Annotated in this window: 13 protein-coding genes; 2 read left to right on the forward strand and 11 right to left on the reverse strand. The window is 45.7% G+C overall.

Annotated elements, in window-relative coordinates:
- Positions 1 to 8: 8 nt before the first annotated feature.
- A complete protein-coding gene (iscR, locus tag ACMXYN_RS14055; protein ID WP_415889106.1) occupies positions 9 to 506 on the reverse strand; it encodes a Fe-S cluster assembly transcriptional regulator IscR in 498 nt (165 codons plus the stop codon).
- A gap of 151 nt (positions 507 to 657) precedes the next feature.
- Positions 658 to 1,404 (reverse strand): RNA methyltransferase, encoded by a 747-nt coding sequence (locus tag ACMXYN_RS14060; protein ID WP_415894494.1) that lies wholly within the window; start codon positions 1,402 to 1,404, stop codon positions 658 to 660.
- Between the two features lie 140 nt (positions 1,405 to 1,544).
- Between ACMXYN_RS14060 and ACMXYN_RS14065 the strand changes: the two genes are divergently transcribed.
- Both ACMXYN_RS14065 and ACMXYN_RS14070 read left to right on the forward strand, forming a co-directional pair.
- A complete protein-coding gene (locus ACMXYN_RS14065) occupies positions 1,545 to 2,357 on the forward strand; it encodes an inositol monophosphatase family protein (protein ID WP_415892366.1) in 813 nt (270 codons plus the stop codon).
- 318 nt (positions 2,358 to 2,675) lie between these two features.
- Entirely contained in the window at positions 2,676 to 4,559 is a 1,884-nt protein-coding gene (locus tag ACMXYN_RS14070; RefSeq protein ID WP_415892367.1) for a methyl-accepting chemotaxis protein, read from the forward strand.
- Between the two features lie 92 nt (positions 4,560 to 4,651).
- Here ACMXYN_RS14070 and ACMXYN_RS14075 read toward each other — a convergent pair whose 3' ends face one another.
- The 9 genes from ACMXYN_RS14075 to mutL form a co-directional block, all read right to left on the reverse strand.
- Entirely contained in the window at positions 4,652 to 5,947 is a 1,296-nt protein-coding gene (locus ACMXYN_RS14075) for an adenylosuccinate synthase (protein WP_415882226.1), read from the reverse strand.
- A gap of 43 nt (positions 5,948 to 5,990) precedes the next feature.
- Positions 5,991 to 7,166, reverse strand: coding sequence for an ATP phosphoribosyltransferase regulatory subunit (locus ACMXYN_RS14080; RefSeq protein ID WP_415892368.1), 1,176 nt, complete (start codon positions 7,164 to 7,166; stop codon positions 5,991 to 5,993).
- Between the two features lie 51 nt (positions 7,167 to 7,217).
- Complete coding sequence (locus tag ACMXYN_RS14085) at positions 7,218 to 7,415, reverse strand: DUF2065 domain-containing protein (RefSeq protein WP_415892369.1); 198 nt, start codon at positions 7,413 to 7,415, stop codon at positions 7,218 to 7,220.
- 132 nt (positions 7,416 to 7,547) lie between these two features.
- Positions 7,548 to 8,420: a protease modulator HflC gene (hflC, locus tag ACMXYN_RS14090; protein WP_415892370.1), complete on the reverse strand. Its 873-nt coding sequence runs from the start codon at positions 8,418 to 8,420 to the stop codon at positions 7,548 to 7,550.
- Entirely contained in the window at positions 8,420 to 9,619 is a 1,200-nt protein-coding gene (gene hflK, locus ACMXYN_RS14095) for an FtsH protease activity modulator HflK (protein WP_415892371.1), read from the reverse strand. Before hflK ends, hflC begins: the two co-directional genes overlap by 1 nt.
- Before the next feature lie 133 nt (positions 9,620 to 9,752).
- On the reverse strand, positions 9,753 to 11,057 hold the full coding sequence (hflX, locus tag ACMXYN_RS14100; RefSeq protein ID WP_415885611.1) for a ribosome rescue GTPase HflX: 1,305 nt from the start codon (positions 11,055 to 11,057) through the stop codon (positions 9,753 to 9,755).
- Between the two features lie 6 nt (positions 11,058 to 11,063).
- A complete protein-coding gene (hfq, locus tag ACMXYN_RS14105) occupies positions 11,064 to 11,306 on the reverse strand; it encodes an RNA chaperone Hfq (RefSeq protein ID WP_007022969.1) in 243 nt (80 codons plus the stop codon).
- A 125-nt stretch (positions 11,307 to 11,431) separates the two neighbouring features.
- Positions 11,432 to 12,337 (reverse strand): tRNA (adenosine(37)-N6)-dimethylallyltransferase MiaA, encoded by a 906-nt coding sequence (miaA, locus tag ACMXYN_RS14110; protein WP_415894496.1) that lies wholly within the window; start codon positions 12,335 to 12,337, stop codon positions 11,432 to 11,434.
- Positions 12,338 to 12,374: 37 nt separating this feature from the next.
- Positions 12,375 to 14,249 (reverse strand): DNA mismatch repair endonuclease MutL, encoded by a 1,875-nt coding sequence (mutL, locus tag ACMXYN_RS14115; protein ID WP_415892373.1) that lies wholly within the window; start codon positions 14,247 to 14,249, stop codon positions 12,375 to 12,377.
- Positions 14,250 to 14,260: the final 11 nt, after the last annotated feature.

The following is a 14,260-nucleotide window of genomic DNA, read 5'->3' on the forward strand; positions in this document are numbered from 1 at the left end:
AAGCGAGTTTAAACGATCGCTTTTTCACTGCAGTTCAAGTTTTCCGCGCCAATCAAAACCTGATCCATTTGAATTCGGTCCTGACGCTCAGAAGTTACCTGAACATCTTTTCTTACAACTAGGTCAGCTAACGTAATTCCACTTAAAAAAGCATGAATTTGGTCGCTTAGATCACACCAAAGGTGGTGGGTAAGACACTTTTCGCCACCCTGACAGTCACCTTGGCGATTACATCCAGTTGCATCTACTGATTCATTCACAGCATCAATTACTTGAGCAACATTGATGCCTGCTTGCTCACGATTTAGTTGATAACCACCACCTGGACCACGAACACTACGAACAAGCTCGTTACGGCGCAACTTAGCAAAAAGCTGCTCCAGGTATGACAATGAAATGCCCTGTCTTTCAGAGATATCAGCCAGACTAATCGGCCCTTTACCTTCATGAAGAGCCAGATCCAACATCGCTGTAACGGCATAACGCCCTTTAGTTGTTAATCGCATAATTTCCGCCTTCACGCGCAATAGCATTTGCGCGGCATTATGCAATACCCGACTAAAAAGGTCAACTAAATACCCTACTATTATTGTAGGTCTTTATATTCTTTATCGCGCGAATTCTAACACGAAATATTCACAACCGAACGCTTAAGGGTCAATCTTTAGCATTAGAATTTTTTTGTGTAGCCGTCAAAATCCCTCTCAATACGTTAACCTCTACTTTATCCGGCATAGCCCGTAGATACAGTCTCCGCAGTCTTGGCATTAATTGGCGAGGATTTTCAGGATCTAAGAAATCGATATCAACAAGCGTCTCCTCCAGATGCTTGAACAAACGCTCAAGATCACCGCTATCAGCAAGCTCGATATCCCAATCCGTACCCCATTGCGGTTTATGCTGTTCATTTTCTTTTGCATAAATAGAGGCCATACGCAATTCATAGGTAATTACCTGCACTGCAGCCGCAAGATTCAACGAACTAAAATCTGGATTTGAAGGTATATGTACATGATACTGGCAGAGGTGTAGCTCTTCATTGGTCAAGCCACGATCTTCACGACCAAACACAATCGCAATTTTCTTATCCGTTGCAATTGGCTGAACAATCGCCGCCAACTCGCGCGGATCAACCACCGGCCAAGGGATATGACGACCTCTAGCACTGGTTCCAACTACGATCTGGCAATCTGCTATCGCTTCTTCAAGTGTGCCATGTATGACGGCACCCTCAAGTAAATCAGTGGCTCCTGCCGCTCTTGAATCCGCATTCACATGAGGAAACTTTTTAGGCGCTACTAGATGCAACTCTCCCAAAGCCATATTTTTCATAGCCCTCGCTACTCCACCAATATTACCTGGATGAGTTGTATTAACGAGAACAATGCGAATATTTGCAGACATAGACCTTGCCACCACCACAATAAATGAAGGCGCGTATTCTAACAGAGCTGTAAACAATTGAGCCACTTATTCACAGCATCCCCTATCCTCAGGTATAATACTTTTTTAATTTTCCCGAATATTCTTCAGGTTCCTAACAAATGCAACCCATGGTTAATATTGCACTGCGCGCAGCACGCGTTGCAGGCGAGCAGATCGTCCGCGCTGTAGAGCGTCTGGATTTGGTTAAATCCGAACAATCTGATGTAGCTAAGCTTCTAAGCGACACATGCGAAAAAGCAGAGCTAAGCATTGTTCACACCATTCAAAAAGCTTATCCAAATCACAAAATCGTGGGTGAATACACAGGCGAACACGCACCTCTGAGCGAAGGACCTGAATTCTGCTGGACGATTAACCCTATCGACAGCATTTCCAACTTCACCAATGGTTTGCCGGTTTTTGCAATTAGCATGGCTGGTCAACAAAATGGTCGTACCGAGCACGCCCTAATCCTGAATCCAATTACAGGTGAAGAGTTCACTGCTAGCCGCGGTGATGGTGCACAGCTAAACGGCAAACGCCTACGTGTTAGCAATCATAAAACTATTGAAGGATCTTTGATCGGTACAGGCTTCTTCAATCGCCCAAGCGATAAAGCACACCTAGAAGCCTACCTAAACATTTTCCGCGACATGACGCTAACTGGCGGCACTATCTATAACGGCGGCTCTCCGGCGTTGAATCTTGCTTATACAGCAGCTGGTCGCATTGATGGCTTCTACCAAATTGGCCTTAACCCTTGGGAAATGGAAGCCGGCCTATTATTAGTGCAAGAAGCAGGCGGCCTTGTGGGTGACTTTATGGGTGGGAACGATTTCCGCCAGAGCGGCAGCTTAATTGCTGGCAACCCTAAGATGTTTAAAGCCATCTTAAAGGGCCTACAATCTTCTTTAACTGAAGATCTTAAATAAGCTTTTTTGTAAGCAATAAAAAAACCGGCCTCTTGCCGGTTTTTTTTCGTCTCATATATCACCACATTGGCGTCAATCCAGATTAAACCGCAAGACCATCTTTCTTTACCGCCCTACCGATTACTCCAGCCCTCTTAATAAAGTGCCATCAACTCACCGCCCCCGCAGCCCATAAGAACTATTCAATTGACAAAAACCCATACTAAAGGATAAGTTGGTATTCTATCTATCTATATTGGTATTACCAATTTACCAAAATAGACCTTTGAGCACAAAACGCCCAACCCACGATAAAAATAAAAAAGAGAAGATAGAACAATGCTCCAACTAACCTTTAAACAGAAACTGATAGCTGTAGTTGCCATCACCTTGGCAGGCATTAGTTATTTAGGCTTCACTGCATTTTCCAGCTTATCTAAACTAAATAATTCAGCACAAAAAGTATCAAGCCTAACGGCAACTAGCGACCTTCTCTCCAGCTTGCAACTAGAACTACTAACCCGAGAGAATCAAATATCCCAACTGAGTGAGCAAAATTTAACGCCATTTCAGCAAGGACTTAATGGTCTGATCAAAGATTATGAAAACCAATTAACTCAGGCTCTAGAAACAACATCAGACCCGCAACTGCAAAATGAGCTTAAGAAAATTTCTCAACTATTCACCTCCTACGGTCAAAACCTTTCTTCTCAAGTAAGTTCTCTCGCGAAACTCGGGATGAACAATGATACAGGTCTACTAAAACCACTTACTCAATCCGCCGCAGAGCTGGAAAACCAACTATCCACATTCAGCATGCTGTTACAGCCTTTTATTATTGCCCGTCAGTTGGAAAAAGAGTTCCTGATCAAGCCAAGCAACCAGGGAGCTGAAAAGCTAAACCAACAGATGAACACGGTAGCTCTCGAGGTTAAAGATGCAGAATTCTATGACACCTTCGGACCGTACATTGAAACATATCAGAAGAACATGCGAGCAGTTGTCGCTGCAGCAGTTAACCTGAATCAAACTACACAGTTACTGAATAGCTCCAGAGAAACATTCAAGCAACAAAGCCAATCGACACAACACTATCTAAAATCAGACCTGCTATCCAAAGCCCGCGCTGATGCAGCTAACGCTACAGACAGCACTCAGTGGACCCTAATCTCAGTTAGTGCATTTATCGCTATTGGCATTTGCATAATACTGGCTACAACCGGATTAAATGCCACTCGATCGCTCAAGCGTATCATTACGCAATTAAATTCCATTGCATCAGGTAATCTTCGCCAACTCCTAGGCACAGGAACAAACAGCGACGATGAGTTTAATCAGGTCGCTTCTGCGGTAAATACCATGACCAAAGATCTACGCCAAGTGATTAGCCAGGTAATTAAGGATCAAGGCGAACTGTGCACCCAGGCTCAGGAACTGTCAAAATCGGTTCAAACCATTGCCAGTAATAACCGCAAGGTATCTGATCAATCCAATACTCTAGCAAGTGCCACCGAACAGATAAGCGCCACTACAGAGCAGGTTGCAAACCGTGTCCAAAATTTACAGCTGGACAGTAAAAGCGCCCATACTTCTGCAACAAACGGCGGAAGGATTATCAGTGATGCCATGCAGGCATTAAGCAATACCGCAGAAGTGGTTGAAGACTCTTCCCAACAGCTGATCCAGCTGGAAAGACATTCACAGGAAATTGATAAAGTACTAATCATTATCAACGACCTTGCCGACCAAACCAACTTACTCGCATTAAACGCTGCTATTGAAGCAGCACGCGCTGGCGAAGCAGGTCGCGGCTTCTCTGTTGTTGCCGATGAAGTTAGAACGCTGGCGGAAAGCACCGTCAAAGCAACCGGTGATATTACTGAAACAGTCCGAGCCATACAGCAACAAACTCGATCCGTTATTGATGTAATGGGGAAGAGCCAAGCCTGTATTGAATCAGTAAAAATCCAGGGTGATCAGGCCCAGCTGGCCGTAAAGCAAATTGAACAACAAACCCAACAAGCATTTGTTATCAGTGCAGAGATCACTTCTGCCATAGACGAAGTAGCTCACACTACCCGAGAAATGGCTTCCAGCATGGACCAAATAGCTCATGGAGTAGAGCAGAACAGCTCCGCTTCACAGTCGATCGTTTCTTCTATAGATCACCTGAAGAAGAGAGCTGAACAGATGACCACCATGACTGAAAAGTTCCAACACTAGACCGTAAACACAAAAAAGCCCTGCTCTTGCAGGGCTTTCTTTGTGATTTAGAAAATATTTCTAAATCAGCAGCTTCTCTACTTTCGTAAAAATTAAGCTTCGTACGGGTTACGCAGTACGATAGTCTCGATGCGGTCTGGACCAGTAGAGATAATATCCACAGGCGCTTCAACCAACTCTTCTAAACGCTTGATGTACGCTACCGCTTCAGCAGGTAGTTCATCCATAGACTTAGCACCAACAGTAGAACCAGCCCAACCAGACATAGTCTCGTATACAGGCGTTACTGCTTCGTAGTCTTCGCTACCGCTCAAAGAATCAACTACATTACCTGCAGAGTCTTTATAACCTACACAGATACGAATCTCTTCCATACCATCAAGTACGTCTAGCTTAGTTAGGCACAAGCCTGAGATAGAGTTGATCTGGATAGCATGCTTAACTGCAACAGCGTCAAACCAACCACAACGACGCGCACGACCTGTAGTAGAACCGAACTCATGACCACGCTCAGCCAAACCTTCGCCCACTTCACAATGAAGCTCTGTTGGAAAAGGACCACCACCTACACGCGTTGTATACGCTTTAGTGATACCCAGAATGTAATCTAGGTACAGAGGACCAAAACCACTACCTGTAGATGTACCACCGGCAGTTGTGTTTGAAGAAGTTACGTAAGGATAAGTACCGTGGTCGATATCTAGCAATGAACCCTGAGCGCCTTCAAACATGATGTTCTTGCCCTGCTTACGCAGGTCATGAAGCATTGAAGTCACATCAGCAACCATTGGCGCAAGTTCTTCACCCATAGCCAATGCTTCGTCTAGAACTGTTTGGTAATCAACAGCATCAACCTTGTAATACTCAACCAACTGGAAGTTATAGTATTCGATAACTTCTTTCAGTTTTTCTGCAAAGCGCTCTTTATCTAGAAGATCAGCCAAACGAAGACCGCGGCGAGCCACTTTATCTTCATAAGCAGGACCGATACCACGACCTGTAGTACCAATCTTAGCTTTACCACGCGCAACTTCACGCGCTTGGTCCATAGCAATATGGTATGGCAAGATAAGTGGGCAAGAAGGACTCAAACGCAAACGTTCGCGTACTGGCACATCCGCCTCTTCCAAACCTTTAATCTCTTTCAGCAATGCTTCTGGAGAAAGCACTACACCGTTACCAATCATGCACACGACATTGTCGCGCAAAATACCTGAAGGAATCAGGTGCAAAACTGTTTTTTCGCCATCAATAACCAGCGTGTGACCCGCATTGTGACCGCCCTGAAAGCGCGCCACTGCAGAAGCCTGATCCGTAAGCAGATCTACGATCTTGCCTTTACCTTCATCACCCCACTGGGTACCCAGAACAACTACGTTTTTGCCCATTGTTGCCTACTTGAGATTACTTAAGAATAAAAATTTTTACTGATCACAGGCCACTAACGACCCATTCTCCATCACGTTGTACTAGCTCAGCAGTACACTCTTTTGCCGGTTCAGCGCCCGGTAACGCATAGATAACTTTTACACCTTCAGAACGCAGCTGACTTACTTTAGCCAATAGTTCTGCGCTCTCTTCCGCTGGCGCTAGAACGATCTGTTTTTCATCAAGAACAACAGAAGAAAGCTCAACCAACGTTTTAAGATCAGCACTAAAGCCCGTAGCTGGACGCGCACGACCGAAATCTCGACCGATCTCATCGTAACGACCACCTTTTGCAATAGCCTGGCCAAATTCAGGTGTATAAGCAGCAAATACTACGCCTGTGTGGTAGTTGTATCCACGCAATTCACTCAGATCAAAATACTGATCTAACTGCGGGAAACGCAAAGCAATACGCTCTGCTAACTGCTGCAAATAATCGATAGCTTCAAGCACTTGCGCTGGCGCAGTCGCGAACAGCTCACGCGCTCGAGCTAAAACATCGCTACCACCGTTCAGTGATGGCAACGCTGCCAAGAAAGATTTACTTTTATCGTCTAGATCTAGCTGCTCTACAAACAATTGAAGCTCTGGTAGCGCCTTACGCTGAAGAATATCCAGATACTGCTCTTTATCGTCAGCAGACAGCTGGATCATTTCCATCAAACCAGAAAACACGCCAACATGGCCTAGATCGATACTAAGATCACGATCGACCCCCGCTGCATGCATGGTTTCAACCATCAGAGAGATCACTTCTACATCACTCTCAATACCAGAGTGACCATATAGCTCAGCACCCAACTGCAGTGGGTTACGAGAAGCTAGTGGCTGAGTTGGCAACGCATGCACAACTGAACCACAGTAACATAGACGGGTAGCACCAGACTCACGTAGGCGATGCGCGTCAATACGTGCAACCTGAGGTGTAATATCAGCGCGGAAGCCTAGGGTATGACCACTAATTTGATCGGTTACTTTTACAGTATTCAGATCAAGATCATGACCTACACCTGTAAGCAAAGATTCTAAATGCTCCATTACAGGAGGCATAACCTGCTCATAGCCCCAATGCTCATACAGATCCAATAAACGTCTGCGTAAAACCTCAACGCGACGAGCCTGCGGTGGAAGTAATTCTTGTACACCTTCCGGTAGCAGCCAACGATCTGCCAATGCCATGTGGTACTCCGTATCTTATAAAACAACACGCCGATCAGTAGCGACTCGGCTTTAATTCACTATATAAAGTGCAACCAGACCCAACAGCATACTCACTAAACCTATCAGGCGTAGTGACCGATCACTGATCATCGATAGCTGTTGCACCAAATTTCGCCAGCGCTGCGGATAAAGAAAAGGAATAACCCCTTCTAAAATCAGCATCAAGCAAAAACCAACAGCGAGTGAATGCAGTAGTTCGGATGACATGCTTACTTCAGCCTATACAATCCAATTGCCACAAAAAAACCGGGCTTTAACCCGGTTTTGCTATTCTACCACGGAATCAGAGGAATGCCTTCCCCTGATCCGTTTTTTTGTACATTTTTACGCCAGCCGTTGTTACTCGGCTTTTGGTGCTCCCAAATATTTAAAGAAGTCACTATCTGGCTTAAGTACTAGAACGTCACCACTCTGACCGAAAGACTCGCGATATGCCTGCAAGCTGCGGTAGAAAGAGTAAAATTCTGGGTTTGCAGAGTATGCTTCAGCGTAGTTTTTAGCTGCTACCGCATCACCTTCACCACGAATCTCTTCTGATTCACGGTAAGCTTCCGCTTCAATAACCGTCTTCTGACGATCAGCATCCGCTCGGATACCTTCTGCTAGCTCTTTACCACGAGAACGAAGCTCACGTGCTTCACGCTCACGCTCGGTACGCATACGATCATATACAGACTCAGATACTTCCTGAGGAAGATCGATTCGTTTTACACGAACATCAACAACCTCAACACCCAACTTATCGATAACTACTGGGCTGATTTCGCTGATTAGCTTGCGCATAAGCTCTTCACGCTCACCAGATACCACTTCCGTTACCGTACGCGCACCAAACTGGTTACGCAGTGCAGCATCAACACGCTGTGACAGAAGATTTGCGGCGTTAAACTCATCACCCGAAGTCGCTGTGTAGTACTTTTGCACATCTTTAACACGCCATTTCACAAAAGAGTCTACGATCAAACGTTTCTTCTCAAGTGTAAGGTAAGCCTGTGGGCGCGCATCCAACGTCAAAATACGTGAATCGAACTTACGCACTTTGTTTACAATTGGAATTTTAAAGTGAAGACCTGGACCCACATCGGCATCAGACACCTCACCAAACTTAAGTAACACTGCACGCTCAGTTTCTTTTACGATGTAAAGAGAGCTCTGACCAACCAGCACTAATACAGCAAAAATGATTATGAAAAATAGTGATTTAGACTGCATTATCGACCCTCCCGACGACTACCTTGACGCTGACGCAGCTGATCAACCACTTGATCAGTCACCTCACGCAGGCTCTGACTATCTAGTCGCACTGAGCGATTACTATCACCTGTTACTGGGCGATTTTGCATAATCTTATCCAGCGGCAGGTACATCATGTTATTTCCACCCTCTACATCAACTAGCACTTTAGGGTTCTGAGAAAGAACTTCCTGCATAGTGTCTAGGTATAGACGCTCACGCGTTACTTCAGGTGCTTTTTCATACTCTGTTAACAAAGCAGTGAAACGTTTAGCATCACCCTCTGAGCGAGCAACAACTTGCTCTTGGTAAGCGCTTGCCTCTTCAAGCATACGCTGCGCTAGACCACGCGCTTCAGGGATAATACCATTGGCGTAAGATTCCGCTTCGTTCTTAACACGAACCTCATCTTCTCGCGCCTTGATCACATCATCGAATGCATCTTGCACTTGGTTAGGTGCTTTCGCTTCTTTGATGTTCACTTTAGAGATCTGAAGACCTGTACCGTACTCACTCATGTAGTTCTGGATACGATCCTGAACTTGAACCGACAAAGTTTCACGACCTTGCGTCAAGATAGAGTGCATATCAGTAGAACCAACCACATGACGAAGAGCGGATTCAGCTGCGTGTGACAGACTTGATTCGGGGTCACGTACAGTCAGCGCAAAACCTTTGGCATCAGAGATCAGATACTGAACCGTCATTTCGATATCGACGATATTCTCATCTTTAGTCAGCATTAGAGCACGATGATCACGAGTACGTAGACGAGTTGTATTAACAATCTCAACCACATCGATCATAGGTGGATTCCACTGCAGACCCGGCCCTACGGTTTCGCTGAACTTACCAAGTCGTAGCACTACACCACGCTCTTGTTGGTCAACGGTATAAAAACCCATACCAGCCCAACCTAGAGCAGCAATCAGAAGTACGATAAAGAAGAAGCCAGAACCAGAGGAGGAGGAAGAGCCGCCGCCATCACCGCCATAGCCACTAGATTTTTTACCACCACCGAAGATGCCGTTCAATTTATCCTGCAGCTTACGTAGCGCTTCATCTAGATCAGGAGGCCCCTGATCACCACCACCTTTATTACCCCCGCGGTTATTGTTATTACCGCCACCCCAAGGGTCCTTATTATCACCGTTACCACCAGGCTCATTCCAAGCCATACGTCACTCCGTATAAAAACAACATGTTAGGTAGATTAAAACATATATCAGCGAAAAATATTATTCGCCAGATATTAACCCTCAATTAACTAAAATCGAGGTTTTGAAACTTTTTACTCGACAGCCTGAATCCTTACCAAGGATTTACTTCGACAGGAAAACAACGATCACGTTCCATTCCCAACCGACTCAATAGCTGTAGCATGTCTTTTTTCTGTATACGCACTTCCAAAATAATAGATCCTTTTTCATCTACTTGTTCAGAAAGTACGGCACCGCTCTCATACAATTTAGCTCTAAACTGACCTTCTTGCGGCTCCAAGCACACGTTATCATGAAATACATCATCTGCAAGTAGCTCATTAACCGCTTGAAACAGCAGATCATGCCCTTCGCCCGTGACTGCGGATAACCATACACGACTAGGCTTACCATCTTCATCACGATCGATACGAGGCTTACGCCCTTCGATCAGATCAATCTTGTTATAAACCTCTAAAACCGGCACTTCATCCGCACCAATTTCAGCCAGTACGCTTTCTACTTCAGCGACATGATCATGACGGTCATCATCATGAGCATCGATCACATGAAGCAACAAAGTCGCCTCTATGGTTTCTTGAAGAGTCGCGCGAAATGCTTCCACCAGTTTATGTGGAAGGTGACGAATAAAACCTACTGTATCCGCAAGAATAGCCTGACCAATATCTTCGACTTCAATCCGCCGCAAAGTTGGATCTAGTGTTGCGAACAACTGATCTGCTGCATAAACCTCAGAAGTCGTCAGCGAGTTGAACAGCGTTGATTTACCTGCGTTGGTATAACCCACCAGCGATAAAGTAGGTACTTCAGCGCGCTTACGCGAACGCCTACCTTGCTCACGCTGCTTGCGCACCTTCTCCAAGCGCTTGTGGATAGACTTCATCCGAGCACGAAGTAATCGACGGTCTGTTTCTAGCTGAGTTTCACCTGGACCACGTAGACCGATACCACCTTTTTGACGCTCAAGGTGAGTCCAACCACGCACAAGACGGGTCGACATATGATCAAGCTGAGCTAGTTCAACCTGAAGTTTACCTTCATGGGTTCGCGCACGCTGAGCGAAGATATCCAAAATAAGGCCTGTACGGTCAAGCACCCTACTTTGTATTTCTCGTTCGATATTACGCTCTTGAGCGGGACTTAAGGCATGGTTAAAGATCACCAGTTGCGCATTATGCAGATTAACCAGCTCGCGCAATTCGTCTAGCTTTCCCTGACCAATAAAAAACTTCGGATTAGGATGAGAAAGAGACCCAGTCAGAAATTCGACTGGGTCTGCACCTGCAGATAGGGCTAGTTCTTCGAGCTCTTTAGGACTTTCTTGGTCGGCCTCAGCGGCCAGATTCATATGAATCAAAATGGCACGTTCGCCACTTTTAGGACGTTCAAAGAACAATGATTATTAGTCCTCTGCTTTTGCTTCGTCAGCTGCAGGCAGTTTAACTGGGCGTGCAGGAACTACAGTTGAGATGGCATGTTTATAAACCATCTGACTAACAGTATTTTTAAGCAGGATAACAAACTGATCGAAAGACTCGATCTGACCCTGAAGCTTAATACCATTAACTAAGAAAATAGACACTGGAATACGCTCTTTACGTAGCGCATTCAAATAAGGGTCTTGTAATGATTGCCCTTTTGACATTTGCAAACTCCTTCCCGAGGAAAATTTTATAATTTTTTCGTTATAGTATGGCTGACGGCTCTTAAATTTACTGCTTTCGCCGCTTAAACGCCTTATTTTACAGCTTTTTACTGTCTAGCCTGACATTATATAATGCTACCTTCAATGAATTTCAAGGCATTCTGTAAGAGATTTGTATCGTGAGTGTCAATCCAGTTAAGGTTTTCCCAGCTTCTTAGCCACGTAACCTGCCTTTTTGCCAGCTGCCTTGTAGCTACAACACCTTTAAATTTCATCGTGTCATAATCCCAAGTTCCGGCAAAATATTCCCATACTTGGCGATAACCAACACAGCGCACAGATGGCATTTGCAGGTCTAAGTCACCTCGATCCCAAAGCGTCCTTACTTCATCGACAAAACCTTGCTCAAGCATGATATCAAAACGACGAGCAATACGATCATGGAGTTCCGAACGTTCTTGTGGCATCACCGCCAGAGAAACAATTGGAAAATCGGGCTTTTGCTTTTCCTGTTCTGCCCACAGATCCGTCATAGAACGGCCAGTAATTTCATATACCTCTAGGGCACGTTGAAGTCTCTGAGCATCATTAGGGTTAAGTCGCTTAGCCGATTCAGGATCAACTTCAGCCAATCGAGCATGCATAGCAGCCCAACCTTCAGCTTCAGCCTCCTGTAGCAGTCTTTCACGAACCGCTGCATCGGCCTCTGGTAGATTCGCTAAGCCATTTTTCAACGCATGGAAATAGAGCATAGTTCCACCCGTCAAAATTGGCACTTTACCCGCTGACCGAATTTCCTCAATCTGCTTGAGCGCATCCATACGAAATTCTGCAGCCGAATAGGCTTCGGAAGGGTCACAAATATCAATCAGGCGATGCGGATATCTAGCCAGCGTTTCGTGATCAGGCTTTGCTGTGCCTATATCCATGCCTTTGTAGATCATCGCTGAATCGACACTGACGATCTCGCAAGGCATATGATCATAAAGCTTCATCGCTAGATCAGTTTTACCAGACGCAGTAGGCCCCATTAAAAAAACGACGGGTAGATTACTCACTAACTTGCTCCTACTGACCACGCATAAATAATTTATCAAGATCAGCCATTGTCATCTGGCTCCAAGTTGGTCGACCATGGTTACACTGACCACTGCGCTCGGTTTGCTCCATATCCCTTAACAAGGCATTCATCTCTGGCAAAGTTAATTGGCGATTTGCTCTAACCGCCCCATGACACGCCATGGTCCCCAACAATTCATTGATATGTTGTTCGATACGCTTACTTTCGCCATATACCAACATATCTGAGAGCACATCACGGATCAGTTGCTCAATATTACCTTTAGCCAAAGAAACCGGCACTTGGCGAACAACGATCGTTTCTTCCCCCATGCGCGCTAACTCAAAGCCTAAGCGCTTAAACGTATTGGACTGCTCATCAGCACAATCCGCTTCCCGCTGACTTACCGCAAGGCTCATAGGCACTAGGAGCGGTTGAGAACGCACAACATCCTGTTCAAAAGACTGCTTCATGCGCTCATAGACGATACGTTCATGGGCCGCATGCATATCTACTACAATCAAGCCTTGGTCATTTTGAGCAAGAATGTACACCCCATGTAACTGAGCGATCGCGTACCCCATTGGCGGGCATTGCTCATGCTCTACCTCAGATTCAGCAGACACACCAGAATCGACTGTTGTTGCAGGTTGAGGGTGAAGCGCGGCATAGCCACTGATCTGCTCTTGAATCTGAGGACCAGAGGGCGTTGACGTTGGCTGATAAGCAGGTGCAGAGTAACCATTGCCACCTGAACTATTAACGCCAGATCTAAACGCCATGCGATTTTGTTCGAAATTCTGTTGCACTGGCTGCTGTTGAGTCTGCAACTCAGCAACTGCAAGTGCGGAGCCTTCCGGTATTTGATCTTGCGGACGCATATCCGCAATCAGACGGTGCAGAGTCCGGAATAAGAAATCATGAACTAAGCGACTTTCGCGGAAGCGAACCTCATGCTTAGTCGGATGCACGTTAACATCAACCAATGCTGGATCAAGCTCAAGGTACAACACATAAGCTGGATGGCGACCGTGGTAAAGCACATCAGCATAAGCCTGTCTGACCGCGTGTGTAACCACTTTATCTCGAATCATTCGACCATTTACAAAGAAGTACTGCAGATCAGCCTGACTACGTGAGAAAGTAGGCAGTCCTACCCATCCCCATAAACGTAGACCCGATGCTTCGGCAACCACATCCGCTTTCAAAGCATTATCAATAAATGCTGAACCACAGATACTAGCAACGCGGCGTTCCTGTTCTAATTCACTATCTGCCTGTCGTAGCTGATGGATAACCTTGCCGTTATGGCGCAACTGAAACGCAACATCAAAACGGCTCAATGCAAGACGCTTTACAACTTCATCTAGATGACGAAATTCGGTTTTTTCCGTTTTTAGAAATTTACGACGCGCTGGGGTATTAAAAAACAGATCTTTTACTTCAACCGTTGTACCTTGTGGATGAGCAGCTGGCTCAAGTTGAGCCTCCATATCCCGCCCTTCCGTTTGCACCTGCCAAGCGTTATTTTGCTCCGCCTGCCTAGAGGTCAAGGTTAAACGTGACACCGAGCTAATACTGGCTAGCGCCTCACCACGGAACCCAAGGCTACCAACGGCCTCTAAGTCTTCTAGCACTTTGATTTTTGAAGTGGCATGTCGACTAAGCGCCAGGGGAAGGTCATCTTTCTCAATACCAAAGCCATTATCACGGATACGCATTAACTTAACGCCGCCCTGCTCAACATCAACGTCGATTTTATCTGCTCCGGCATCCAAACTATTTTCAAGAATCTCTTTGATAACAGAAGCTGGGCGCTCAACTACTTCACCCGCCGCAATTTGGTTGGCCAAACGCGGCGATAAAAGCTGTATACGTGACATTAATCTACCTT

This window comes from Neptuniibacter sp. PT8_73, from assembly GCF_047778045.1.
Lineage (GTDB): Bacteria > Pseudomonadota > Gammaproteobacteria > Pseudomonadales > Balneatricaceae > Neptuniibacter.